The sequence below is a fragment of the Streptomyces sp. NRRL S-31 genome (genome assembly GCF_000718775.1).
Taxonomy (GTDB): Bacteria; Actinomycetota; Actinomycetes; order Streptomycetales; family Streptomycetaceae; genus Streptomyces.
In genome coordinates this window covers 44,705-68,578 of the sequence record NZ_JOCB01000052.1, presented here as the reverse complement: position 1 = coordinate 68,578, position 23,874 = coordinate 44,705, and the positions used below count along the sequence as shown (strand labels likewise).

The following is a 23,874-nucleotide window of genomic DNA, read 5'->3' as shown; positions in this document are numbered from 1 at the left end:
TGCTCCAACCGGAGCGGATCGGTGTCCACCTCTCCGAGGAGTTCCAGCTCCACCCCGAACAGTCCACCGACGCCATCGTGATCCACCACCCCGAAGCCAAGTACTTCAACGCACGATGAAGCGTGTCCCACACGGCGCGCTGATCGGATAAGTCGTACACTGGTCGGTCCACCGCAGGCCGGTTCCCCAGCCGGGGAGCCGGCCTGGTCGTCCCTCAAGGAGGTGCGCCGGATGACCAGCACGGTCCCCGCGCCGGAAACCCGTACGGCCGAAGACTCCGCCCTCCAGGCGGTGCTCCTGGACATGGACGGCACCCTGGTGGACACCGAAGGGTTCTGGTGGGACGTCGAGACGGAGGTGTTCGCCTCCCTCGGACACGTCCTGGACGAGACCTGGCGCCACGTCGTCGTCGGCGGCCCCATGACCCGCAGCGCCGGCTTCCTCATCGAGGCGACCGGCGCCGACATCACCCTCGCGGAACTCACCGTGCTGCTCAACGAGGGCTTCGAGGACCGCATCGGCCGGACCCTGCCGCTGATGCCGGGCGCCGCCCGGCTGCTCGCCGAGCTGTCCGAGTACGAGATCCCCACCGCCCTCGTCTCCGCCTCCCACCGGCGCATCATCGACCGTGTCCTGACCGTGCTCGGTCCGCACCACTTCGCCCTCTCGATCGCCGGCGACGAGGTCTCCCGCACCAAGCCCTTCCCGGACCCCTACCTGCTGGCCGCCGCCGGACTCGACGCCCGGCCGTCCCGATGCGCGGTCATCGAGGACACCGCGACCGGGGTCGCCGCGGCCGAGGCCGCGGGCTGCCGGGTGATCGCCGTTCCCTCCGTCGCGCCCATCGGCCCGGCCGCGGGACGCACCGTCGTCTCCTCCCTGGAAGAGGTCGACCTGGCATTTCTGCGGGGTCTGATGACGGAAATGCGCTAGTCGTTCACCCAGCGTGGGAGCCGCATTGGCCGCGCTGGACATATTTGCGGGGGAAGTACACCGGGGGGGAATTCCGGGGCGGCCGCCCGGCCTATTGGGCTGACCGGCCACACAGTACGAATGTGACGTTCCCCACTGTCATGGGGCTCGACAATGGTGGCCGGCTGTGCTGACCGTCTCGGAGTGGCTCGTTTCGCCGGAACCTTGTGTCCTGATTGATGGGAAGCTGCACTAATCCTGCCGCTGTCGGGTTTTCGGTCTGTCCGCGCCCGGTTCCACTGCGTGATGGGGGGTCAACTCGCGCGGCTGTGAGCCCCCGTGCGGGTGCGGACTAATCTCATCGCGAGAACATCGCCGAGAACCCCCGTGATCCGACTCGCCACCCATGCACGTTGGATACAGGGACCCGAACAGCTCTGGAGAAACTCCCGCATGAACCGCAAGACTTTGGTGCTGCCGGCGGTGGCCGGCCTGCTCACCCCGGTTCTCGCCGCGTGCGGCGGATCCGACAGCGGGAGCAAGAGCGGTGACGCCATCGTCGTCGGGACCACGGACCAGTTCACGGCCACCAAGGAGGCCCCGGCGCCCCTCGATCCGGCCTACACCTACGACACCAACGCCTGGAACCTTCTCCGCCCGACGGTGCAGACCCTGATGGTGGTGCCCAAGGGCGAGGGCAGCCCGGTGCCGGAGGCCGCCGAGAGCTGCGGGTTCACCGACAGTGGCAGTGAGCGCTACGCCTGCAAGCTGCGCGAGGGCCTCAAGTTCGCCAACGGTGACAAGGTCACGGCGGCGGACGTCAAGTACTCCATCGAGCGTGCCCTGGACATCAAGGCCGACACGGGTGTCGCCACCCTGCTGAACACCATCGACACCATCGAGACGCAGGGCGACCGGGAGGTCGTCTTCCATCTCAAGACGGCCGACGCCACCTTCCCGTACAAGCTGTCCACCCCGGTGGCGGGCATCCTCGACCCCTCGGACTACGCCAAGGGCAAGGTGCGCGACGGCTTCCAGGTCGACGGTTCCGGTCCCTACACCTTCAAGGCGAACGTCAAGGACAACTCGCTCGTCAGTGTCACCTTCACCAAGAACCCCCTGTACAAGGGCAGCCTAACGGTGAACAACGACAAGGTCGAGATGCGCACCTTCGCCGACGCCGATGCCATGGGCGCGGCGATCGACAAGGGCGACATCGACGTGATGACCCGGACCATGTCGCCCGCGCAGATCCAGAAGCTGGACGCGGGCACCGACGACAACGTCGACCTGGTCGACATGCCGGGCCTGGAAATCCGCTACCTGGCCTTCAACACCAACGCCCCCAGCGTCAAGTCCAAGGCCGTACGCCAGGCCATGGCCCAGATCATCGACCGCGGCGAGCTGGTCTCCAAGGTCTACGGCACCCAGGCCGAGCCGCTGTACTCGCTGGTCCCCGCCACGGTCACCGGCCACTCCAACTCGTTCTTCAACAAGTACGGCAACCCCAGCGTCGACAAGGCCAAGTCGCTGCTCGCCAAGGCCGGCATCACCACCCCGGTGAAGCTGACCCTGCACTACACCGCCGACCACTACGGCTCGGCCACCAAGCAGGAGTTCGAGGTCCTGCGCAAGCAGCTCAACGACAGCGGTCTGTTCGACGCCTCCATCCAGGGCCACCCCTGGGTGACCTTCCGGCCCGCCGAGCAGAAGGGCGAGTACGACGTCTTCGGCATGGGCTGGTTCCCCGACTTCCCGGACGCCGACAACTTCCTCGCGCCCTTCCTCGACAAGGAGAACATCCTCGGCCTGCCGTACAACAACGGCACCGTCCAGCGCTCGCTGATCCCGGAGTCCCGCCGTGAGGCCGACCGGCTCGGCGCGTCCAAGAGCCTGACCGAGATGCAGGACATCGTCGCCGACGACGTGCCGATCCTGCCGCTGTGGCAGGGCAAGCAGTACGTCGCCGCGCGGGGAGACATCACGGGCGTGGCCTACGCCATCAACTCCTCCTCCGTGCTCCAGCTGTGGGAGCTGGGCCGCGGTGTGAGCGGCTGACGCCGCTCGACGACCGGATACGGCGAGGGCGCCCTCCCTTGTGGGGGGGGGCGCCCTCGCCGTATCCGGTCCGCGCCGTCACACGGTCCGCGCCGCCGCCGGTCACTGCGCGCCGGGGCGCACCAGACCGCTCTCGTACGCGTACACCGCCGCCTGCACCCGGTCCCGCAGCCCCAGCTTGGTGAGCACGTGCCCCACGTGCGTCTTCACCGTGGTCTCGCTGACGAACAGGTCGGCCGCGATCTCGGCGTTGGACAGTCCGCGCGCCACCAGCTTCAGCACCTCCACCTCACGGTCGGTGAGGGTGTGCAGGGTGTCCGGAGCCGGCTCCTCGCCGGACGGCAGGTGCGTGGCGTACTTGTCCAGCAGACGCCGGGTGATGCTGGGCGCGAGCATGGCCTCGCCGGCCCCCACGACGCGGATCGCCTGCACCAGCTCGTTGGCGGGCGCGTCCTTCAGCAGGAAGCCGCTGGCCCCGGCGCGCAGCGCCTCCACCACGTACTCGTCCAGGTCGAAGGTGGTCAGCACCAGCACCTTGGCCGGACCGTCCCGCCCGGGTCCGGTGATCTGCCGGGTGGCCTCCACACCGTCCATCCGCGGCATCCGGATGTCCATGAGCACGACATCCGGCTGGAGCGCGCGCACCTGGTCGAGGGCCTGGAGACCGTCACCGGCCTCGCCGACGACCGCGATGTCCTGCTCGGCCTCCAGGATCATCCGGAAACCCGTACGCAGCAGGGGCTGGTCGTCGACCAGTAGGACGCGGATGGCCACGTGACACTCCTTCGCTAGTCCGGCCCCATTCTGCCCTGGGCGGTCCGGCCGCCCTACACCGTCCCGGGCCCGGGCGTCCGCACCGGCAGCGGGTAGGGCGGGGGAGTGCCGCCGAACTCCGGGCAGTGCGCCTGGTGGTCGCACCAGCCGCACAGCCTGGTCGGCCGGGGGCGCCAGTCCCCGGTCTCGGTGGCCTGCTCGATGGCCTGCCACAGCGCGTGCAGCTTGCGCTCCACCCGCTCCAGGTCGGCGAGGACCGGGTCGTACGTCAGCACGTCCCCGCTGCCCAGGTAGACGAGCTGGAGCCGGCGCGGCACGACCCGCTTCAGCCGCCAGACGACCAGGGCGTAGAACTTCATCTGGAACAGCGCGCCCTCGGCGTACTCGGGGCGCGGGGCCTTGCCCGTCTTGTAGTCGACGATGCGCACCTCGCCGGTCGGCGCCACGTCCACCCGGTCGATGATCCCGCGCAGCCGCAGCCCCGACTCCAGCTCGGCCTCCACGAACAGCTCCCGCTCGGCCGGCTCCAGTCGCGTCGGGTCCTCCAGCGTGAACCAGCGCTCCACCAGCCGCTCCGCCTCGGCGAGCCAGCCGGCCAGCCGCTCGCCGTCCGGATCGTCGGCGAACAGCTCGGTCACCTCCGGGCGGCTCTCCCGCAGCCGGTCCCACTGCCCCGGGATCAGCGCCTTCGCCCGCGGCGCGGTCCGCTCCCCGGCGGGCGCGTCGAACAGCCGCTCCAGCACGGCGTGCACCAGCGTGCCGCGCGTCGCCGCCGCGCTCGGCTTCTCCGGCAGCCGGTCGATCACCCGGAACCGGTACAGCAGCGGGCACTGCATGAAGTCGCCGGCCCGGGACGGCGACAGCGAGGCCGGTGCGACCGCGGTCCGGCCGCCGGCCGGCTCCGCCACGGGCACCGCGGGCACCGCGGGCGCCACGGGCACCGCGGGGTCCGGCTGCGGCCGCGGGCCCGGGGCGGCCGGTGCCGTCCGCTCGGCGTCGCCCGGCCGGGCCGCCGCCTCGTCGATGCTGCTGTCCATGCCCCAGACCATACGGCCCACCACTGACAGCGCCCCAGCCGCCGGCCGCGTCCGCCGGGCGTCCCCGGGGCGAACACAAGGGGTGCCGGGGCGGAACGTGTCACCACCGCCGCATACCATCGACCAGAGACCCTTCCGTCCGGTAGGTGCGGAAGACGCTTCGAACGAGGGGACACCGTGGACGTGAGCGGCGGAAGCGGGCAGCCGCGGTCCGGCAACGACGAGCCGGCCGTGCACTCCGCGGACCCTGCGGCCCCGGCGACGGGACCCGCCGACCACCGTGGCGCCGAGCCGGACCCCGCGGCACCCCGTCGACCGCTCCCTCCCACGTCGGACTCCGGGCGCTCCCGGCACTCCGGGCACCCCGGGGACGACGACGAGACCGAGAACAGGACGGAAGCCGGGGAGGAGCCCGCCGACGACGGGGAGTCCGGCACGGACCGCACCCCCACCGGAGCCGGCGAGGCCCGCGCACCCCGTACGCCGGACCCGGCCGACCACCCCGCCGACCCGGCCCACCGGACCCCCGGCGCCGACCACGAGCACCGTTCCCTCGCCCACTCCGGCATCGCCAAGGGCCGGCCGCCGCGCTCCAAGGAGGCCGGGCCCGGCGGCGGCATCCTCATGGGCCGCCCCTTCGGCGTGCCCGTCTACGTCGCGCCGAGCTGGTTCCTCGTCGCCGCCCTGATCACCTGGGTCTTCGGCGGACAGCTCGACCGCGTGCTGCCCGAGCTGGGCGCCGCCCGCTACCTGGTCTCCCTCTTCTTCGCCGTCGCCTTCTACGCCTCCGTCCTGGTCCACGAGCTGGCCCACACGATCGCCGCGATCCGCTTCAAGCTGCCGGTCCGCCGCATCCAGCTCCAGTTCTTCGGCGGCGTCTCGGAGATCGAGAAGGAGGCCGAGACCCCGGGCCGCGAGTTCGTGCTGGCCTTCGTCGGCCCGCTGCTCTCCCTCGTGCTGGCCGGCCTGTTCTACCTCGCCATGCAGCCCGTCGAACCCGGCACCGTGCCCGGCGTCCTGCTCGCCGGGCTGATGATCTCCAACCTCATCGTGGCGATCTTCAACCTCCTGCCCGGCCTCCCCCTCGACGGCGGCCGCATGCTCCGCGCCGTCGTCTGGAAAATCACCGGCAAGCCGATGAGCGGCACCGTCGCCGCGGCCTGGGTCGGCCGCGCCCTCGCCGTCAGCGTCCTGGTCGGGCTGCCGCTGCTCAACTCCTCCGGCGCCCTGGGCGGCGGCAGCGAGGACGTGGGCGGCATGGACACCGTCTTCGACGCGCTGCTCGCCGCCATCCTCGCCGCGATCATCTGGACCGGCGCCGGCAACAGCCTGCGCATGGCCCGGCTCCGCGAACACCTCCCCGAGCTGCGCGCCCGGGCGCTCACCCGGCGGGCCGTCCCGGTGCAGGGCGACACCCCGCTCTCCGAGGCGCTGCGCCGCGCCAACGCCGCCGGAGCCCGCGCCCTGGTCGTGGTGGACGTCGACGGCAACCCGCTCTCGCTCGTCCGGGAGGCGGCCATCGTCGGCGTACCCGAGCACCGCCGCCCCTGGGTGGCGGTCAGCGGGCTCGCCCAGGAGCTGACCGACGGCATGCGGGTCTCGGCCGAGCTGGCCGGGGAGGACCTGCTGGACGCGCTCCGGGCCACCCCGGCCACCGAGTACCTGGTGGTCGAGGAGACCGGCGAGATCTACGGCGTGCTGTCGGCCGCGGACGTCGAGCGGGCCTTCGTCAAGGCCATGGCACGACCGGCCTGACGCACCCCGGAGGCCGGAGCACCCCCTCGCACCTCGTGGCCGAGCCCCCGGCGGGGAACCGGTAGGCTGGTCACATGTCCGAACCGACCGGTGCCGCCCGCAGGCGCGGGCCCTTCAAGGTCGGGGACCAGGTACAGCTGACCGACCCCAAGGGTCGCCACTACACGTTCACGCTCGAAGCCGGGAAGAACTTCCACACCCACAAGGGTTCCTTCCCGCACGACGAACTGATCGGCGCTCCCGAGGGCAGCGTTGTCCGGACCACCGGCAACGTGGCCTACCTCGCGCTGCGCCCCCTGCTCCCCGACTACGTCCTGTCCATGCCCCGCGGGGCAGCCGTCGTATACCCCAAGGACGCGGGGCAGATCCTCGCCTTCGCCGACATCTTCCCCGGCGCCCGCGTCGTGGAGGCCGGTGTCGGCTCCGGTTCGCTCAGCAGCTTCCTGCTGCGGGCCATCGGCGACCAGGGCATGCTGCACTCCTACGAGCGCCGCGAGGACTTCGCCGAGATCGCGAAGCAGAACGTGGAGCGCTACTTCGGCGGTCCGCACCCCGCCTGGCAGCTCACCGTCGGTGACCTCCAGGACAACCTGTCCGACACCGACGTCGACCGTGTCATCCTCGACATGCTCGCCCCCTGGGAGTGCCTGGAGGCCGTCTCCAAGGCGCTGGTCCCGGGCGGCATCCTCTGCTGCTACGTGGCCACCACCACCCAGCTCGCCCGGACCGTGGAGTCCATCCGGGAGATCGGCTCCTTCAACGAGCCGACCGCCTGGGAGACCATGATCCGCAACTGGCACATCGAGGGCCTGGCCGTCCGCCCGGACCACCGGATGATCGGCCACACCGGCTTCCTGCTCACCGCCCGCCGCCTCGCGGACGGCGTCGAGCCGCCCATGCGCCGCCGCCGCCCCGCCAAGGGCGCCTACGGCGAGGACTACGCCGGACCGAACGCCGACGGCGGCGCCGGCCGCTGAGCGGCCGCCACGCGCGCGTGCGTCAACGCGAGGGCGCCGTGGCCGAGTTCCCCGCCGACGACGGGAACCCGGCCACGGCGCCCGTCCGTTGACGCGGTAGTCCTACCGGTGCCGGTCGCGCCACCGGTACCGCTGCCGTGTTCGGCGCCGGGAGCGCGACCGGAGCCGCCATCGACAGCGGCACCTGTTCCGTGCGCGCCCATCGCCTGCGGGAATCCCGGACCCCGCCGTTCCCCCGCACTGTGACGTATGGCACGATGCAGGCCATCCCACCGGCACAGCCCTCACAGGAGACACTCCTCGTGCAGCAATCAGCCGTCCCGGAACTCGCCCACGCCCAGGCCCGGCCCGTGCACTGGGTCGCCACCGCGGCGGCCGTCGCCGGCGTCGTGGCCCTCTCCTCCGTCGTCCAGCCCGGATCGGCCACGGCCGCCCAGTCCGCCCCCGGTCCGGCCGGCCGGCCCGCCCCCGCGGCCGCCGCACCGCCGAGCACGGCCGGTGTGGCCTTCCCCCTGGAGTGCGGTCCGGTGAAGGCGATCGTCGTCAAGAAGGCCACCGGGGACCTGGACGGCGACGGCAGGCCGGAAACCGTCGCGGTGGTCCACTGCGACGCCCCCATGGGCACCCCGCCCGACGGCGTCTACGTCCTCACCCGCCCCGCCGGCGGCGGCGCGCCGCGCGTGGTGGCCACCCTGGTCCGGCCCGCGGAGCGGCTCACGGTCACCGCCTTCGGCGTCCGCGCCGGTACCGTCTCCGCCACGCTGCTCGGCTACTCCTCGGACGCCGTGCCCAGTTGCTGCCCCGACGTGAAGACCCCGGCCGCGTGGCGGTGGAAGGGCGACGCCTTCCTCCGCTCCACGCCGGCCGGGGCCCACAGCGTCTGAACCGGGCTCACTCGGCCTCGGGCCCGTACACCTCCACCTTGTCCGAAACGCGGCGGACGTGGATGCACTCGCCGGGACACTCCTTCGCCGAGTCCACCACGTCCGTCAGCAGCGGCAACGGCACCGGCGTGGTCGCCCCCGGGGCCTGGAGCAGTTCGTCGTCCGCGCCCTTCACATAGGCCAGCCCGTCGATGTCCAGCTCGAACACCTCCGGGGCGTACTGGGCGCAGATCCCGTCACCGGTACACAGGTCCTGGTCGATCCAGACCTCCAGTGCCTCGCCGCCCGGGGCCTCCTGCTGCACGGTCATCTCTCCTGCCGTCGGGTTCGCCGGGCGGGCCGGTGCCACGAGGGCCAGCCGGGCACGCGCCAGCGGTTGTTGAACACCCCCGACCCTACCTCCGCCCGGTTCACGGCCGGGTGGCACCGGTGCGGGGTTTCCGGCGCCGCCCGCTCGGGTACCAGCGCCGGACCGGGAGAGGGAGGCCCCGGCGGCCGGGCCGATCACTTCAGGCCGCCACGACGGTGACACCGTCCGCCCGTTCCGTCGCTCTGCGTGATGATCGTACGAGCGCCATGTGTGCTGCCCGCGCACGGGCCGATCGGCCCGGACCGGACAACTCCGGCCAGCCACGAAGGGTTTTGAGCACGCCATGCATGGAACAAGCTGCTTTCCCCTCACGTTGAGTGGGTATCCCCTCCGTGCGAGGGGGTGTGCGGCGGGTGACCGACGACACACCTTGACAGTCTTTGTGATCTAGGGGTTTCAATCGACACCCACCCAGGTAGGGTCTGGAAGCGTCCAGCTCCCCTTGGAGGAGGTGAGGACCGTGGCAGCCCACGACGACGACATGAACCGCGGCATCCGCCCGGGACGCGGGTCCGACGACCCGGCCGAGCAGATCGCCTACCTTGAGCAGGAGATCGCCGTCCTGCGCCGCAAGCTCGCCGACTCTCCGCGCCACACGAGGATTCTCGAAGAGCGGATCGTCGAGCTACAGACCAATCTGGCCGGCGTCTCCGCGCAGAACGAGCGGCTGGCCAACACACTCCGCGAGGCCCGCGACCAGATCGTGGCCCTCAAGGAGGAGGTCGACCGGCTCGCCCAGCCGCCGGCCGGCTTCGGTGTCTTCCTACAGGCCAACGAGGACGGCACCGCCGACATCTTCACCGGCGGCCGCAAGCTCCGGGTGAACGTCAGCCCCAGCGTCGAACTCGACGACCTGCGGCGCGGCCAGGAGGTCATGCTCAACGAGGCGCTCAACGTGGTCGAGGCCATGGAGTACGAGAGCGTCGGCGACATCGTCACCCTCAAGGAGATCCTGGAGGACGGCGAGCGCGCCCTCGTGCTGGGGCACACCGACGAGGAGCGGGTGGTACGGCTCGCCGAGCCGCTGCTGGACGTCACCATCCGCCCCGGCGACGCGCTCCTGCTCGAACCCCGCTCGGGCTACGTCTACGAGGTCGTGCCCAAGAGCGAGGTCGAGGAACTGGTCCTCGAAGAGGTCCCCGACATCGGCTACGAGCAGATCGGCGGCCTCGGCAACCAGATCGAGGCCATCCGCGACGCGGTCGAGCTGCCGTACCTCTACCCGGACCTCTTCAAGGAGCACGAGCTGCGCCCGCCCAAGGGCGTCCTGCTCTACGGCCCGCCCGGCTGCGGCAAGACGCTCATCGCCAAGGCCGTCGCCAACTCGCTCGCCAAGAAGGTCGCCGAGGTCACCGGCCAGGCGGCGGGCAAGAGCTTCTTCCTGAACATCAAGGGTCCCGAGCTGCTCAACAAGTACGTCGGCGAGACCGAGCGGCAGATCCGCCTGGTCTTCCAGCGTGCGCGTGAGAAGGCCAGCGAGGGCACCCCCGTGATCGTCTTCTTCGACGAGATGGAGTCCCTGTTCCGCACCCGTGGCTCCGGCGTCAGCTCGGACGTGGAGAACACCATCGTCCCGCAGCTGCTCGCCGAGATCGACGGCGTGGAGGGCCTCCAGAACGTGGTCGTGATCGGCGCCTCCAACCGCGAGGACATGATCGACCCCGCCATCCTGCGCCCCGGCCGGCTCGACGTGAAGATCAAGATCGAGCGTCCGGACGCCGAGGCGGCCAAGGACATCTTCGGCAAGTACCTCACCGAGCGCCTGCCGCTGCACGCGGACGACCTCGACGAGCACGGCGGCGACAAGGCCACGACCGTCCAGAGCATGATCCAGACGGCGGTCGAGCACATGTACGCCGAATCCGAGGAGAACCGCTTCCTGGAGGTCACCTACGCCAATGGTGACAAGGAAGTCCTCTACTTCAAGGACTTCAACTCCGGCGCCATGATCGAGAACATCGTGGGCCGTGCCAAGAAGATGGCGATCAAGGATTTCCTGGAGAAGACCCAGAAGGGTCTGCGCGTCTCCCACCTGCTCCAGGCGTGTGTGGACGAGTTCAAGGAGAACGAGGACCTGCCCAACACCACGAACCCGGACGACTGGGCCCGGATCTCCGGAAAGAAGGGCGAGCGGATCGTGTACATCCGCACCCTGATCACCGGAAAGCAGGGCGCGGACACCGGACGCTCCATCGACACGGTGGCGAACACCGGTCAGTACCTGTAACGGCAGGGCGGCTGCGGGTGCCCTCGGCGGGTACCCGCAGCCGACTGTTTTTCAGGCCACGACCGGAGCAGTCAATGACGCAAATGATCTCCCCACCAGCGCAAAGGCGTTCTAGGCTCGTTTCTGCCGCCGAGTCGCGAGTTGCGGGGACGGGCACCGCACACGCACCGGAGCGCCGGCGGTATCTGAGTGGCGCCCACGACCGAGGGTGCCGCCGGGCAAGGAGGGCCGCATGACCGTACGGCGAGTAATGGGCATCGAGACGGAGTACGGGATCTCCGTCCCCGGCCACCCCAACGCCAATGCCATGCTCACCTCGTCCCAGATCGTCAACGCCTACGCGGCGGCGATGCACCGGGCCCGCCGGGCCCGCTGGGACTTCGAGGAGGAGAACCCGCTGCGGGACGCGCGAGGCTTCGACCTCGCCCGGGAGGCCGCCGACGCCAGCCAGCTCACCGATGAGGACATCGGCCTGGCCAATGTGATCCTCACCAACGGCGCGCGGCTCTACGTCGACCACGCCCACCCCGAATACAGCGCCCCCGAGGTCACCAATCCCCGCGACGCCGTCCTCTGGGACAAGGCCGGCGAACGGATCATGGCGGAGGCCGCCGAGCGGGCCGCGCAGCTGCCCGGAGCCCAGCCGATCCACCTCTACAAGAACAACACCGACAACAAGGGCGCCTCCTACGGCACGCACGAGAACTACCTGATGAAGCGCGAGACCCCGTTCTCGGACATCGTGCGCCACCTCACGCCCTTCTTCGTCTCCCGCCAGGTCTTCGCCGGAGCGGGCCGCGTCGGCATCGGTCAGGACGGGCACGAACACGGCTTCCAGCTCAGCCAGCGCGCGGACTACTTCGAGGTCGAGGTCGGCCTGGAGACCACGCTCAAGCGGCCGATCATCAACACGCGCGACGAGCCGCACGCGGACGCGGAGAAGTACCGCAGGCTGCACGTGATCATCGGCGACGCCAACCTTTCGGAGATCTCCACCTACCTCAAGCTGGGCACCACCGCGCTGGTCCTGTCCATGATCGAGGACGGCTTCATCGCCGTGGACCTCGCCGTGGACCAGCCCGTGCGCACCCTGCACCAGGTCTCGCACGACCCGTCGCTCAAGCGACTGGTCACCCTGCGCAGCGGTCGCACCCTCACCGCGGTGCAGCTACAGATGGAGTACTACGAGCTGTCGCGCAAGTACGTGGAGGAGCGCTTCGGCGCCGACGCCGACGACCAGACCAAGGACGTCCTCAGCCGCTGGGAGGACACCCTCACCCGGCTGGAGAACGACCCGATGAGCCTGGCCGGCGAGCTGGACTGGGTGGCCAAGCGGGAGCTGATGGAGGGCTACCGGCGCCGCGACGGCCTGGACTGGGACGCCGCCCGGCTGCACCTGGTCGACCTCCAGTACGCCGACGTGCGCGCCGAGAAGGGGCTTTACAACCGCCTGGCGGCCCGCGGGCGCATCAAGCGGCTCCTGGACGAGGCCGAGGTCGACAAGGCCCGCAGAAAGCCGCCGGAGGACACGCGCGCGTACTTCCGCGGACGCTGCCTGGAGCAGTACGCCGACGATGTCGCCGCGGCCAGCTGGGACTCGGTCATCTTCGACCTCCCGGGCCGCGACTCCCTCCAGCGCGTGCCAACCCTGGAACCGCTTCGCGGAACGCGAAATCACGTCAAGGAGCTGCTGGACCGCTGCCGCACGGCGGAAGACCTGGTCAGGGTCCTGTCCGGCGGATGAGCGGAGTCAGGGGGTACCCGGTTGCGACCGGGCGGGCGGGGTGGAAACCCCGCCGCCAGGGAATCATCGGAATGGCCCCCGTACGTTGCACCAACTGCGGGGCCGATGTCGGACCCGGCTTGTAGGGTCTGATCATCACCGATCGGCAGGCGAACTGAGCGGGGTGAGGGTTATGGCGACCAAGGACACCGGCGGCGGTCAGCAGAAGGCCACGCGGTCCACCGAGGAGGTCGAGGAGCAGGCGCAGGACGCGCAGGCGCAGGGCGACCTCAAGGAGCGGCACGAGAAGCTGTCCGACGACGTGGACTCCGTGCTGGACGAGATCGACGACGTCCTCGAGGAGAACGCGGAGGACTTCGTACGCTCCTTCGTGCAAAAGGGCGGGCAGTAAGCCGCTCGCGCCTTCGGATCAGTGGTTCGAGGGTGTGGGAGCCGTAGTGGCCGGAGAGCGGACGACGGAGCGCTGCTCGTGGCCGGAGGAGTCCGGGCCGCGAGCGGTCTTCGTCCTCGCTAGACGGCCGCCGCAGGGCATGTGGATCACCGCCACCAGCCGGGTAAGGTCCGTGGCATACCGTGCTACAACCGCACTCCGGCCTCCGGCGAGCGGGGGAGTCCTGTCCCCGGCTCGCCCGCCGGACTGCCGCTACGTGGAAGGAAACCCGTGGAAGCCAATACCCGTGGCACCGGGCGTCTACCAGCTGCCTTCCTGACGCCAGGATCCTCTTCGTTCATGGACTTCCTCTCCGGGCACCAGCCGGAGCTGCTGCCCGGCAACCGGCAGCTGCCGCCCGCCAAGGGCGTCATCGAGGCGCCGCACGGCACGACGATCGTGGCCGTGACGTTCCCCGGCGGTGTGGTGCTCGCCGGTGACCGGCGGGCCACGATGGGCAACGTCATCGCCCAGCGGGACATCGAGAAGGTCTTCCCGGCCGACGAGTACTCGGCCGTCGGCATGGCCGGCACGGCCGGCCTGGCCGTCGAGATGGTCAAGCTCTTCCAGCTGGAGCTGGAGCACTTCGAGAAGGTCGAGGGCGCCCAGCTGTCCCTGGAGGGCAAGGCGAACCGGCTGTCGACCATGATCCGCTCCAACCTCGGCATGGCCATGCAGGGCCTGGCCGTGGTGCCTCTCTTCGCGGGGTTCGACCTGGACCGCGAGAAGGGGCGCATCTTCTCCTACGACGTCACGGGCGGCCGGTCCGAGGAGCACCATTACGCGGCGACGGGCTCCGGCTCGATCTTCGCGCGCGGTGCGATGAAGAAGCTCTTCCGTGACGACCTGAGCGAGGACCAGGCCATCACCCTCGTGGTGCAGGCCCTCTACGACGCGGCTGACGACGACTCGGCGACCGGTGGTCCCGATGTCGCCCGCCGGATCTACCCGATCATCACCGTGATCACCGAGGACGGCTTCCGCCGGCTCACCGAGGAGGAGTCGTCCGAGACCGCCCGCGGGGTGCTCCAGAAGCGCCTGGAGGAGCCCGACGGCCCCAAGGCCGCCCTGCTCTGAGCGGACCCGCTTCTTATCCAAGGTGATCCAGTGACCATGACAGAAAGGGACGGATAACCGGTGTCGACGCCGTTCTATGTCTCACCCCAGCAGGCCATGGCCGACCGGGCGGAGTACGCCCGCAAGGGCATCGCCCGTGGCCGCAGCCTGGTCGTGCTCCAGTACGCCGACGGCATCGTGTTCGTCGGCGAGAACCCGTCCCGCGCGCTGCACAAGTTCAGCGAGATCTACGACCGGATCGGCTTCGCGGCGGCCGGCAAGTACAACGAGTACGAGAACCTGCGCATCGGCGGCGTCCGCTACGCCGACCTGCGCGGCTACACCTACGACCGGGACGACGTCACCGCCCGGGGCCTGGCCAACGTCTACGCCCAGACGCTGGGCACCATCTTCTCCTCCGCGGCCGAGAAGCCGTACGAGGTGGAGCTGGTGGTGGCCGAGGTGGGGGAGACCCCCGAGGGCGACCAGATCTACCGGCTGCCGCACGACGGCTCCATCGTGGACGAGCACGGCTCGGTCGCGGTGGGCGGCAACGCCGAGCAGATCAGCGGTTTCCTGGACCAGCGCCACCGCGACGGCATGAGCCTCGCCGAGGCCCTGAAGCTGGCGGTGCAGGCCCTGTCGCGGGACACCAACGGCAGCGAGCGGGAGATCCCCGCCGAGCGCCTCGAAGTCGCCGTGCTGGACCGCACCCGTCCGCAGAAGCGCAAGTTCAAGCGGATCGTCGGCCGTCAGCTCGCCCGCCTGCTGGAGGCGGACGGCGCCAGCACGGAAGCGGAGAGCTCCGAGGAGGAGTGACCCGACCCGGTCCGCACCGACGGGAAGGCCCCGGCCCCAGGCCGGGGCCTTCCCGCGTCAGGGCTCCCGGGGCGGGGCCGTGGAGCCCCGCACGACCAGTTCCACCGGGATGTCCCCGCCGGCCGGCTCCCGGCCCTCCAGGACCGCCAGCAGCGCGCTCATGCCGCGCTCCCCGAACAGCTCGGCGTCCAGCCGCACCGTCGTCAGTTCGGGGTCGAGCGCGGTGGCCAGGGCGAGGTCGTCGAGACCGGTGACGGAGACGTCGTCCGGGACGCGCAGCCCGAGGCGGCGCAGCGCCTTGTAGGCACCGGCGGCGAGCTTGTCGTCGTCGCAGACCACCGCCGTGGGCCGGGGCCCGGGCGCGGTGAACGCGGCGTGGGCGGCGGCCCGCGCCCCCTCGATGGAGATCGGCGCCCGGGCCGTGCGGAGCCGTGTGCCGGGCACGGCGGCCAGCCGCGCCGCCAGCTCCTTCGCGCGCACCTCGAAGGTCCAGGAGGGCACGTCGGCGGCCAGGTGCAGCACCCGCCGGTGGCCCAGGCCCAGCAGGTGCGCGGCGACCTGGCGGACACCGTCGGCGATGTCCAGGTTCACGGTCGCGGCGCCCAGGCTGCCCGCGGGGTCGCTGTCCAGCATGACCAGGGGCAGCGCCTCGCCGCGGATCGCCGTCAGGGCGTCGGCGGCCATCGAGGAGGCGATGACGCCGTCCAGGGCGGCCCGCGCCGACGCGAAGGGGTCCCGGGCCGGGCCGATGCCCTCGGGGGAGGGGTAGAGGACCACGCCGAAGCCGTGCTCGGCCGCCACCCGCGCGGCGCCGGTGTAGACGCCGGCGAAGAACTCCGTGGTCAGGGCGGGCACCACGAGCAGGACGGTGCGGGTGCGGCCCAGTCGCAGGTTGCGGGCGGCGAGGTTGGGCCGGTAGCCGAGGTCGCGCGCGGCCTCCCGGACCCGCTCGGCGGTGGCCTGCGACACCCGGCCGCGCCACTTGTCGCCCAGCACGAGGGAGACGGCCGCCTGGGACACCCCGGCCGCGTGGGCGACGTCCCGGCTGGTCGGGCGCGTGCTGCTGCGTGCCACCGTGGGCCTGCTCCTTCGTGTGGACGGGTGAACAGCGCACATGGTACGTATGACGAAGGAAGTTATACGTAACACTTGGAGGCAGGGCATGGCCGCGGGATACCTGGAGATCCTGAGGGCGAGACACGCGCTCCGGCTGCTCGCCGGCACCCTGGTGGGCCGGCTGCCGAACGGCACCGCCGCCATCGCCCTGGTCCTCTTCGTCCGCGCCGAGGGCGGCACCTACAGCCTGGCCGGCGCCCTCGCGGCCGTGTACGGCGTCGCCAACGCGGTCGGCCAGCCGGTGCTGGGCCGGCTCGTGGACCTGTACGGGCAGCCGCGCGTCCAGCTGCCCGCGGCCGTCCTCGCCGCCCTCGCCATGACCGTCTTCGCGCTCGGCGGCACCGACCCGCTGCCGCTCGCCTACGCGTCCGTCGCGGCGGCCGGCCTGTTCACCCCGCCCCTGGAGGGCGGCCTGCGCGCCCTGTGGCCCTCCGTGCTGCGCCGCGAGGACCAGGTGCACACCGCGTACGCCATGGACGCCATCGCGCAGGAGGTCATGTTCACCGTCGGCCCGCTGCTGGTGACCCTGTGCGTCGCCGTGTGGGACGAGCGCGCCGCCCTGCTCGTGCTCAACCTCCTGGGCGTCCTCGGCGCCCTCTCCGTAGTCGTCTCGCCGCCCTCGCGCGCGTGGCGCTCGGCCCCGCGCGAGGCCCACTGGCTGGGCGCGCTGCGCTCGCCCGGCCTGCTCGTGCTGCTCGCCGCCTTCCTGTTCGTCGGCATCGCGCTGGGCTCCATCACGGTCGCCGCGGTGTCGTACGCCGACGGCCACGGCGGCGACGCGGTCTACGGCTGGCTGATGGCGGGGCTGGGTCTCGGGGCCCTGGCCGGCGGCACCGTCTACGGCGCCCGCCGGTGGGCCGGCGCCCCCGAACGGCGACTCCGGGTCCTGGTGGCCCTTCTGGCGGTCTGTTACCTGCCGCTCACGCTGACCCCGGGCCCGGTCGCCATGGTGCTGCTCAGTGTGGTCTCCGGAGTCTTCTTGGCGCCCTGCATCGCCTGCGCGTTCATCATCGTGGACCGGCACGCGCCCCGCGGAACGGTCACCGAGGCGTTCTCCTGGCTCGTGACGACGTTCACCGTGGGCGCCTCGGTCGGAACCGGCCTGGCGGGACCCGTGGTCCAGGCCGGCGGCGACCGGTGGGGTTTCGCCCTTCCGGGCCTGGCCGGGGCCGTTTCGCTGCTGGTCCTGCTGGCCACCGGAGGGGTCCTCGCAGCTCCCGCGCGAGGCGCGGTCGTTGCGGCTTCATCGGAAAATGATCCAAATCGTGCCGCCGAACCCCGTTTCAGCTCGCGTGATCGGGCGTAATGTTCCCTCATGGACCGCCGCATTTTCGGGCTGGAGAACGAGTACGGCGTCACGTGCACGTTCAGGGGACAGCGGCGCCTGTCTCCTGACGAGGTGGCGCGGTACCTCTTCCGCCGTGTCGTGTCATGGGGCCGCAGCAGCAATGTCTTTCTGCGGAACGGCGCCCGCCTCTATCTCGACGTGGGCTCACATCCGGAATACGCGACACCCGAATGTGACAACGTGATCGAACTGGTCACCCACGACAAGGCCGGCGAGCGCATTCTCGAGGGACTCCTGGTGGACGCGGAACGACGCCTGCACGAGGAAGGAATCGCGGGCGACGTCTACCTCTTCAAGAACAACACCGACTCGGCGGGCAACTCCTACGGCTGCCACGAGAACTACCTGGTGGCCCGGCACGGGGAGTTCTCCCGGCTCGCGGACATCCTCATCCCCTTCCTGGTCACCCGGCAGCTGCTGTGCGGCGCCGGCAAGGTGCTCCAGACCCCGCGCGGCGCCGTCTACTGCGTCAGCCAGCGCGCGGAGCACATCTGGGAGGGCGTCTCCTCGGCGACGACGCGCTCCCGGCCCATCATCAACACCCGCGACGAACCCCACGCGGACGCCGAGCGCTACCGCCGGCTGCACGTCATCGTCGGCGACTCCAACATGTCCGAGACCACGATGCTGCTCAAGGTCGGCGCCACCGACCTGGTGCTGCGCATGATCGAGGCCGGCACCGTGATGCGCGACCTCACCCTGGAGAACCCGATCCGGGCGATCCGCGAGGTCAGCCACGACATCACCGGCCGGCGCAAGGTGCGCCTGGCCAGCGGCCGGGAGGCATCCGCGCTGGAGGTGCAGCGCGAGTACTTCGACAAGGCCGTGGACTTCTGCGACCGCCGCGGCATCCGCACCGGCACGGTCGCGCGGGTCCTGGAGCTGTGGGGCCGCACGCTCGAGGCGATCGAGACCGAGGAACTGGACCGCATCGGGACCGAGATCGACTGGGTCATGAAGTACAAGCTCATCGAGCGGTACCGGGCCAAGCACAACATGACGATGTCGCACCCGCGGGTCGCCCAGATAGACCTCGCCTACCACGACATCCACCGCCGTCGTGGCCTGTACTACCTGCTGGAGAAGAAGGGCCAAGCCACCCGGGTCTGCAACGACTTGAAGATCTTCGAGGGCAAGTCGGTGCCCCCGCAGACCACTCGGGCCAGGCTGCGCGGCGACTTCATCCGGCGGGCCCAGGAACAGCGCCGGGACTTCACCGTCGACTGGGTGCACCTCAAGCTCAACGACCAGGCCCAGCGCACCGTCCTGTGCAAGGACCCGTTCCGTTCGGTGGACGACCGGGTGGAGAAGCTGATCGCCGGAATGTAGGCGAAAGCGGGTGGGGCAAGCGTCCGGGCCGCGAAATGCCGGAACGCCACACGGGCGCCGTACGTTTTCCGTACGGCGCCCTTCTCGAGTCGTAGAGTTGCGCGCACGCCATCCGCAAGATCGACCGATTACGAGGCTCTTCCGTGCGCCGACGTTCACTCCTCCTCGCCGCCGTACCCGCAGGACTGGTCACGCTCGCCGGCTGCGGTGACGGCTCGTCCGAGTCCGGCAAGACCAGCGCGTCGCCGTCGGCCTCGGCGTCCTCGGCGCCGCCGCCCAAGATCGTGGACGGACCGCTGCCGGCGATCACCGCGGGCACGAGGTTCGGCGAGAAGCCGACCGTCGCCAAGGGGCCGGGCGACCCGTCGGAGAACCTGGCCGTCAGGACGGCGATCGCGGGCAGCGGCCGGGCGGTCGCGGAGAACGACTTCATCCGGGCCGACTACCTCGGCCAGATCTGGGACACGGCCAAGGTCTTCGACAACTCCTACGACCGCAAGCGCCCGCTGGTCATGCAGCTCGCCCAGGGCAGCATCATCGACGGCTGGCGGTACGCCCTCCAGGGCAAGAAGACCGGCAGCCGGATCGAGATCGCCGTCCCGCCGGCCCTGGGGTACGGCAAGGGCGGCAACCCGCAGGCCGGCATCAAGGGCACCGACACCCTGGTCTTCGTCATCGACCTGATCGAGTCCTTCAACTCCAAGAGCTCCGCCAAGGGCACCGTGGTCCCGCAGACCGACGCCGCCCTGCCGAAGGTGGGCACCAACACCGACGGCCAGGTGCCGAAGGTCACCGTCCCGCCCCGGACCGACCCGCCGAAGAAGCTCGTGTCGGAGTACGTGCTGGAGGGCGACGGCCCCGAGCTGAAGGCCGACCAGACGGTCCTGTGCCAGTTCCAGGGCCTGGTCTGGGACGGTGGCAAGACCTTCCAGCGGACCTATGGCTCCGGCCGGCTCAGCCAGTTCTCGCTGGAGCAGATGCAGCAGGCGGTCAAGGGCCTCGCGCAGGGCCTGACCGGCAAGAAGGTGGGCAGCAGGGTCCTGCTCGTCATCCCGCCGGAGCTGGGCTACGGCGACAACCCGCCGAGCGGCGGGGCCGTCAAGAAGGGCTCCACCCTCGTCTTCACGGTGGACATCCTCGCGGCGATGTGACGCTCGGGCCCATGGCGGGCCGGAGGGCCCCGGGGATGAAAGACTGTCCACGTTTCGTGTCGTACACAAGCAGGAGCTTTTGACGTGAGCATCGAGAAGCCCGAGATCGACTTCCCGGGCGGCGAGCCCCCGGCGGACCTCGAGATCAAGGACATCTGGGAGGGTGACGGCGAGGTCGCGCAGGCGGGCCAGACGGTCACCGTCCACTACGTCGGCGTGGCCTTCAGCACCGGCGAGGAGTTCGACGCCAGCTGGAACCGTAACGCCCCGTTCCGCTTCCCGCTGGGCGGCGGCCGTGTCATCAAGGGCTGGGACCTGGGCGTGCAGGGCATGAAGGTCGGTGGCCGTCGCCAGCTGACCATCCCGGCCCACCTCGCCTACGGCAACCAGAGCCCGACCCCGGCGATCAAGCCCGGTGAGACCCTCATCTTCGTGGTGGACCTCATCGCCGTCTGATCCGCGCCGGTCGACCGGCCGGTTCCCACCGGCCGGTTCCGACCGGATCCGATCACCTGGGGCCCATGCCCGCCCGGGCATGGGCCCTCGGCTTTGTCCCGGCCCCGTGGAGCGGTACGGTCATCGATCGGAAGCACCATAGGGAAGGCGAAGGGCGTCGATGGCCATTGCCAAGGCCGAGCGGCTGATGAACCTCGCGCTGTGTCTGCTCGGCGCACGCCGGCCACTCAGCAAGCGCGAGCTGCGCGACTCCATCGAGGCTTACGTCGAGGCCTCCAGGCCGGGGGGAGGGGCGGCCTCCAGGCCGGGGGGAGGGGCGGCCTCCAGGCCCGACAAGGGGGCGGCGGGCTCCTCCGACGACTCCTTCAACCGCATGTTCGAGCGGGACAAGGACGACCTGCGCGAGCTGGGTCTGGTCATCGAGACCGTCGAGAACCTCGACGGCGAGGTCGGCTACCTGGCCCGCCGTGACAGCAACCGCCTGCCTCCCATCACCCTGGACGCCGAGGAGGCAGCCGCCCTCGGTCTCGCCGCCAAGGTCTGGCAGCAGGCCCGGCTGGCCGGCGCCGCCAGCGGGGCCCTCCAGAAGCTGCGCGCCGCGGGCCTGCCGGAGGAGGTCGACCCGTACGAGGCGCACGGCGCGCTGGAGCCGCGCATCCCGGTGCACGAGGCCGCCTTCGAACCGCTGATGCTGGCCTGCCGCGACCGCCGCCCGGTCCTCTTCGACTACCGCAAGGCCTCCGCCGCCCGCCCCGAGCCCCGGCATGTCGAGCCGTGGGCGCTGGAGTGCTGGCGCGGCCACTGGTATCTGGCCGGGTTCGACCGTGACCGGGGCGCCGAGCGCGTCTTCCGGCTCTCGCGGATCACCGGCAAGGTCCGTTCCCGCGGCACGGGCTTCACCGCGCCCGTGCCGGACGTCGTGACCGTCCGGGAGACCGTCGCGAGCTGGGCCGGCGAGACGGCGGACCGCTCGGCGCTGATCCGGCTGCGCTCCGGCGCCGGTTACCCCCTTCGGGCGAAGGCCGCCAAGGTCCGGGAACTCGGGAACGGCTGGGACGAGTTGGAGATTCCGTACGGGCACGGTCTGGACGCCTGGCTGGTGGAGTTCGGGCCGGACGTGGTGGTGCTGGAGCCGGCCGAGCTGCGGGCCGACGTGCTGGACCGGCTGCGCGCCGTGGCCGAGGGCTGAGGGGGAGCAGGACTGTGGCAGGCAAACCGGCCAGGACCGTCAACGCCATCGACCAGACCCGGCGGATGCTCTCGCTGGTGACGTACCTCCGCGAGCGCCCCGGCGCCCGGATCGCCGATGTCGCGCGCGCCTTCGGCATCAGCGAGGACGAGCTGGTCGCCGACCTCGATCTGCTGCCCATGTGCGGCACCAGCTTCCGCGGCGGCGATCTGCTGGACATCGACACCGACGGCGAGCGCATCTGGTGGCACAACCCCGCGGCGCTCGGCGAGGAGGCGGCCGAACCGCTCCGGCTCGCCGCCGACGAGGCCACCGCCCTGCTGGTCGCCGCGCGCGCGGTCGCCACGCTGCCCGGCCTGCGGGAGGGCGACCGCCAGGCCCTGCTGCGGGCCACCGCCAAGGTGGAGACGGCGGCCGGGGAGGCCGCCGGGGCCAGCTCCCGGCTGTCGGTGACCTTCGAGTCCGAGGGCGGTGTCTTCGCCGACGTCGACCGGGCGATCTCCGAGCGCCGCCGGCTGTGGATCCGGTACTACTCGCCGGCCCGCGACGAGGTCACCGAGCGCGAGATCGACCCCATCCGGCTGGTCAGCGTCGGCCACACCTATGTGGAGGCGTGGTGCCGCCGCTCCGAGGCCCGGCGCACCTTCCGGCTGGACCGGGTCGCCGAGATCAAGATCCTCGACGCGCCCTCGGCGCCGCCGGAGATCGAGCCGCGCGACCTCTCCGAGGGGCTGGTGCAGCCGGCCGCCGAGGACCCGGAGGTGGTGGTCGAGGTCGGCCCCGGCGGGCGCTGGGTCGCCGAGTACTACCCGCACGACAGCGCCGATGAGCTTCCCGACGGCGGATTGCGCATCACCCTGCGCACCCCCGATCCGGCCTCGCTGCGCCGGCTGGCGCTGCGGCTCGGCCGTGACGGCCGGATCGTCTCGCCGCCCGAGCTGGCCGAGAGCGCCCGCCGGGCGGCCCACGAGGCCCTGGCGGCGTACGACGGACCGGCGGACGCGGTGCGCGATGCCGCCGACGACCGGGACGAGAGGTCTGTGTGAGCCGAGGCCGTGGCGCCTCGCGGGCGGACGACCAGCTGCGACCAGAGGAAGAGGAGCGAGGGCTGTGAGCGAGTCTCCGGAGTCCGGTGCGGGTGAGATGACGGTGGCGACCGCCTTCGCGGGGATGCGCGGGGTGGTCCCCGTGACGTTCAGGGCCGGCTGCCCGGACTGCCGGGGCCGCTTCGAACTCGCCGCGAGCGCGCTCCGCCTGGCCATCGGGGCCACCAGCCGGACGACGTTCTACTCCTTCACCTGCCCCGACTGCGGCGCGTCGGTCCGCAAGCCGGCCGGCGAGCGGATCGTGGAGCTGCTCACCGGCGGCGGGGTCAGGACGCTGCGGCTGCACTCCACGGTGTAGCGGGCCGGACCCGGTGGGCGGCCCGGCACGGCGGCGGCCGGATGCGGGCCCCGCCGGCGGACGGTCTACCCTCGTCGTCATGTTCTGGCCGATGTTCGCGGTAGCCGTGGGTTTCCTGGGTCTCGCCGTCCTGGGGGTGCTCGCCGTCCGGGTGTTCCTGGCGGCCCGATGCCTCGGAGAGCAGGTGGCGGACTCCGCCCGGCGCATCAGCCGGGCATCCGAGGACCTGGAGCGGGCGGCCGTGAGCGCGGCCCGTGCCGTCGACACGCTGTGAGCCGCGCCCGGTGGTGACGGTGGGGGCCGTGATACAAGCGGTTTGCGTCACTTCGCCCTGTCATGCTGCCCCGCCGGACAGGTACCCTGCTGGTCGTGGTGCGGAGAACGAGGCCCGCACCGTGGACCGGGAGTACGCACGGGGATTGCCTCACGTTTACCCCTGAGCGTTACGATCGCTGACAGCATGACCATCGGACACATGTCCGACTGGTCGGACAGCACCCCACCCAGCCGCCTCGGTGAGAAGGTAAAGATTCATGTTCGGTGGAAAAATCGGAGCTCCCGAGCTCATTCTGATCCTCGTCGTCGTCATCCTGCTGTTCGGCGCGAAGAAGCTCCCGGACATGGCCCGCTCGCTCGGCAAGTCCGCCCGCATCCTCAAGAGCGAGGCCAAGGCGATGAAGGAAGAGGGCGGCTCCTCCACCCAGGCCTCCACCCCCAACGAGCAGGCTTCGCAGCGCACCATCCAGGCGGCCCCCGGCGACGTGAGCAGCTCCCGGCCGGTCAACGAGCCGACGGATTCCACCCAGCGCTGACGCAGGGCCGGAAAGCCCCGGCCCGC

24 protein-coding genes are annotated in these 23,874 nt (G+C 71.1%); 20 read left to right on the top strand and 4 right to left on the bottom strand.

Going from position 1 to position 23,874, the window contains the following annotated elements:
• Window positions 1-17 precede the first annotated feature (17 nt).
• The 3 genes from IF37_RS46655 (at window position 18) to IF37_RS0120995 (ending at window position 2,970) form a co-directional block, all read left to right on the top strand.
• On the top strand, window positions 18-119 hold the full coding sequence (locus IF37_RS46655; RefSeq protein WP_352199752.1) for a hypothetical protein: 102 nt from the start codon (window positions 18-20) through the stop codon (window positions 117-119).
• Between the two features lie 112 nt (window positions 120-231).
• Window positions 232-933: an HAD family phosphatase gene (locus tag IF37_RS0121000; protein WP_030744729.1), complete on the top strand. Its 702-nt coding sequence runs from the start codon at window positions 232-234 to the stop codon at window positions 931-933.
• A gap of 432 nt (window positions 934-1,365) precedes the next feature.
• Window positions 1,366-2,970, top strand: a complete 1,605-nt coding sequence (locus IF37_RS0120995; RefSeq protein WP_030744727.1) for an ABC transporter substrate-binding protein — start codon at window positions 1,366-1,368, stop codon at window positions 2,968-2,970.
• A gap of 102 nt (window positions 2,971-3,072) precedes the next feature.
• Here the strand turns inward: IF37_RS0120995 and IF37_RS0120990 are convergent, their stop codons facing one another.
• Together IF37_RS0120990 and IF37_RS39565 are read right to left on the bottom strand one after the other, a co-directional pair.
• Entirely contained in the window at window positions 3,073-3,744 is a 672-nt protein-coding gene (locus IF37_RS0120990) for a response regulator transcription factor (RefSeq protein ID WP_030744725.1), read from the bottom strand.
• A gap of 53 nt (window positions 3,745-3,797) precedes the next feature.
• Window positions 3,798-4,793, bottom strand: coding sequence for a RecB family exonuclease (locus IF37_RS39565; RefSeq protein WP_030744723.1), 996 nt, complete (start codon window positions 4,791-4,793; stop codon window positions 3,798-3,800).
• 165 nt (window positions 4,794-4,958) lie between these two features.
• Here IF37_RS39565 and IF37_RS0120980 point away from each other — a divergent pair, with 165 nt between their 5' ends.
• From IF37_RS0120980 to IF37_RS0120970, 3 genes are all read left to right on the top strand, one after another.
• Complete coding sequence (locus IF37_RS0120980) at window positions 4,959-6,536, top strand: site-2 protease family protein (RefSeq protein WP_030744721.1); 1,578 nt, start codon at window positions 4,959-4,961, stop codon at window positions 6,534-6,536.
• A 74-nt stretch (window positions 6,537-6,610) separates the two neighbouring features.
• Window positions 6,611-7,513, top strand: a complete 903-nt coding sequence (locus IF37_RS0120975) for a tRNA (adenine-N1)-methyltransferase (protein WP_030744719.1) — start codon at window positions 6,611-6,613, stop codon at window positions 7,511-7,513.
• 302 nt (window positions 7,514-7,815) lie between these two features.
• Window positions 7,816-8,397: a hypothetical protein gene (locus tag IF37_RS0120970; protein ID WP_030744717.1), complete on the top strand. Its 582-nt coding sequence runs from the start codon at window positions 7,816-7,818 to the stop codon at window positions 8,395-8,397.
• A gap of 7 nt (window positions 8,398-8,404) precedes the next feature.
• On the opposite strand, the gene IF37_RS0120965 is transcribed toward IF37_RS0120970, so the two are convergent.
• Entirely contained in the window at window positions 8,405-8,707 is a 303-nt protein-coding gene (locus IF37_RS0120965; RefSeq protein ID WP_030744715.1) for a ferredoxin, read from the bottom strand.
• A 520-nt stretch (window positions 8,708-9,227) separates the two neighbouring features.
• On the opposite strand from IF37_RS0120965, the gene arc reads away from it, so the two are divergent.
• From arc to prcA, 5 genes are all read left to right on the top strand, one after another.
• A complete protein-coding gene (gene arc / locus IF37_RS0120960; RefSeq protein ID WP_030744713.1) occupies window positions 9,228-10,994 on the top strand; it encodes a proteasome ATPase in 1,767 nt (588 codons plus the stop codon).
• Between the two features lie 232 nt (window positions 10,995-11,226).
• The gene (dop, locus tag IF37_RS0120955; protein ID WP_360821711.1) at window positions 11,227-12,738 is read left to right on the top strand and encodes a depupylase/deamidase Dop; all 1,512 of its coding nucleotides are present in this window, start codon (window positions 11,227-11,229) and stop codon (window positions 12,736-12,738) included.
• 172 nt (window positions 12,739-12,910) lie between these two features.
• Window positions 12,911-13,129 carry a ubiquitin-like protein Pup gene (locus tag IF37_RS0120950; protein ID WP_030744708.1) on the top strand — a complete coding sequence of 73 codons (219 nt, stop codon included), beginning with the start codon at window positions 12,911-12,913 and terminating at the stop codon, window positions 13,127-13,129.
• A gap of 270 nt (window positions 13,130-13,399) precedes the next feature.
• Entirely contained in the window at window positions 13,400-14,245 is an 846-nt protein-coding gene (gene prcB / locus IF37_RS0120945; RefSeq protein WP_030744706.1) for a proteasome subunit beta, read from the top strand.
• A 60-nt stretch (window positions 14,246-14,305) separates the two neighbouring features.
• Window positions 14,306-15,043: a proteasome subunit alpha gene (gene prcA / locus IF37_RS0120940; protein WP_030744704.1), complete on the top strand. Its 738-nt coding sequence runs from the start codon at window positions 14,306-14,308 to the stop codon at window positions 15,041-15,043.
• Between the two features lie 57 nt (window positions 15,044-15,100).
• On the opposite strand, the gene IF37_RS0120935 is transcribed toward prcA, so the two are convergent.
• Window positions 15,101-16,117 (bottom strand): LacI family DNA-binding transcriptional regulator, encoded by a 1,017-nt coding sequence (locus tag IF37_RS0120935; RefSeq protein WP_030744701.1) that lies wholly within the window; start codon window positions 16,115-16,117, stop codon window positions 15,101-15,103.
• 88 nt (window positions 16,118-16,205) lie between these two features.
• Between IF37_RS0120935 and IF37_RS0120930 the strand changes: the two genes are divergently transcribed.
• The 9 genes from IF37_RS0120930 (at window position 16,206) to tatA (ending at window position 23,848) form a co-directional block, all read left to right on the top strand.
• The gene (locus IF37_RS0120930) at window positions 16,206-17,465 is read left to right on the top strand and encodes an MFS transporter (RefSeq protein ID WP_030744699.1); all 1,260 of its coding nucleotides are present in this window, start codon (window positions 16,206-16,208) and stop codon (window positions 17,463-17,465) included.
• Window positions 17,466-17,474: 9 nt separating this feature from the next.
• Window positions 17,475-18,836, top strand: coding sequence for a Pup--protein ligase (pafA, locus tag IF37_RS0120925; RefSeq protein WP_030744697.1), 1,362 nt, complete (start codon window positions 17,475-17,477; stop codon window positions 18,834-18,836).
• Window positions 18,837-18,979: 143 nt separating this feature from the next.
• Window positions 18,980-19,987, top strand: a complete 1,008-nt coding sequence (locus tag IF37_RS0120920; RefSeq protein WP_030744695.1) for an FKBP-type peptidyl-prolyl cis-trans isomerase — start codon at window positions 18,980-18,982, stop codon at window positions 19,985-19,987.
• 84 nt (window positions 19,988-20,071) lie between these two features.
• Window positions 20,072-20,443: an FKBP-type peptidyl-prolyl cis-trans isomerase gene (locus IF37_RS0120915; RefSeq protein ID WP_030744693.1), complete on the top strand. Its 372-nt coding sequence runs from the start codon at window positions 20,072-20,074 to the stop codon at window positions 20,441-20,443.
• Window positions 20,444-20,603: 160 nt separating this feature from the next.
• On the top strand, window positions 20,604-21,632 hold the full coding sequence (locus IF37_RS0120910; RefSeq protein WP_030744691.1) for a YafY family protein: 1,029 nt from the start codon (window positions 20,604-20,606) through the stop codon (window positions 21,630-21,632).
• 14 nt (window positions 21,633-21,646) lie between these two features.
• Window positions 21,647-22,678, top strand: a complete 1,032-nt coding sequence (locus IF37_RS0120905) for a YafY family protein (protein ID WP_030744689.1) — start codon at window positions 21,647-21,649, stop codon at window positions 22,676-22,678.
• A gap of 64 nt (window positions 22,679-22,742) precedes the next feature.
• Window positions 22,743-23,036 (top strand): hypothetical protein, encoded by a 294-nt coding sequence (locus tag IF37_RS0120900; RefSeq protein WP_030744686.1) that lies wholly within the window; start codon window positions 22,743-22,745, stop codon window positions 23,034-23,036.
• Window positions 23,037-23,115: 79 nt separating this feature from the next.
• Window positions 23,116-23,310, top strand: a complete 195-nt coding sequence (locus tag IF37_RS0120895) for a hypothetical protein (RefSeq protein ID WP_030744683.1) — start codon at window positions 23,116-23,118, stop codon at window positions 23,308-23,310.
• A gap of 259 nt (window positions 23,311-23,569) precedes the next feature.
• Window positions 23,570-23,848 carry a Sec-independent protein translocase subunit TatA gene (tatA, locus tag IF37_RS0120890; RefSeq protein WP_030744679.1) on the top strand — a complete coding sequence of 93 codons (279 nt, stop codon included), beginning with the start codon at window positions 23,570-23,572 and terminating at the stop codon, window positions 23,846-23,848.
• Window positions 23,849-23,874: the final 26 nt, after the last annotated feature.

Excerpts from the sequence above, each read along its gene's own strand:
- IF37_RS0121000 (WP_030744729.1), top strand. The coding sequence starts at position 232 with ATGACCAGCACGGTCCCCGCGCCGGAAACCCGTACGGCCGAAGACTCC.
- IF37_RS0120910 (WP_030744691.1), top strand. The coding sequence starts at position 20,604 with ATGGCCATTGCCAAGGCCGAGCGGCTGATGAACCTCGCGCTGTGTCTG.
- IF37_RS0120930 (WP_030744699.1), top strand. The coding sequence starts at position 16,206 with ATGGCCGCGGGATACCTGGAGATCCTGAGGGCGAGACACGCGCTCCGG.
- IF37_RS0120950 (WP_030744708.1), top strand. The coding sequence starts at position 12,911 with ATGGCGACCAAGGACACCGGCGGCGGTCAGCAGAAGGCCACGCGGTCC.
- dop (WP_360821711.1), top strand. The coding sequence starts at position 11,227 with ATGACCGTACGGCGAGTAATGGGCATCGAGACGGAGTACGGGATCTCC.
- pafA (WP_030744697.1), top strand. The coding sequence starts at position 17,475 with ATGGACCGCCGCATTTTCGGGCTGGAGAACGAGTACGGCGTCACGTGC.
- tatA (WP_030744679.1), top strand. The coding sequence starts at position 23,570 with ATGTTCGGTGGAAAAATCGGAGCTCCCGAGCTCATTCTGATCCTCGTC.
- IF37_RS0120975 (WP_030744719.1), top strand. The coding sequence starts at position 6,611 with ATGTCCGAACCGACCGGTGCCGCCCGCAGGCGCGGGCCCTTCAAGGTC.
- IF37_RS0120965 (WP_030744715.1), bottom strand. The coding sequence starts at position 8,707 with ATGACCGTGCAGCAGGAGGCCCCGGGCGGCGAGGCACTGGAGGTCTGG.
- IF37_RS39565 (WP_030744723.1), bottom strand. The coding sequence starts at position 4,793 with ATGGTCTGGGGCATGGACAGCAGCATCGACGAGGCGGCGGCCCGGCCG.
- IF37_RS0120995 (WP_030744727.1), top strand. The coding sequence starts at position 1,366 with ATGAACCGCAAGACTTTGGTGCTGCCGGCGGTGGCCGGCCTGCTCACC.
- IF37_RS0120895 (WP_030744683.1), top strand. The coding sequence starts at position 23,116 with ATGTTCTGGCCGATGTTCGCGGTAGCCGTGGGTTTCCTGGGTCTCGCC.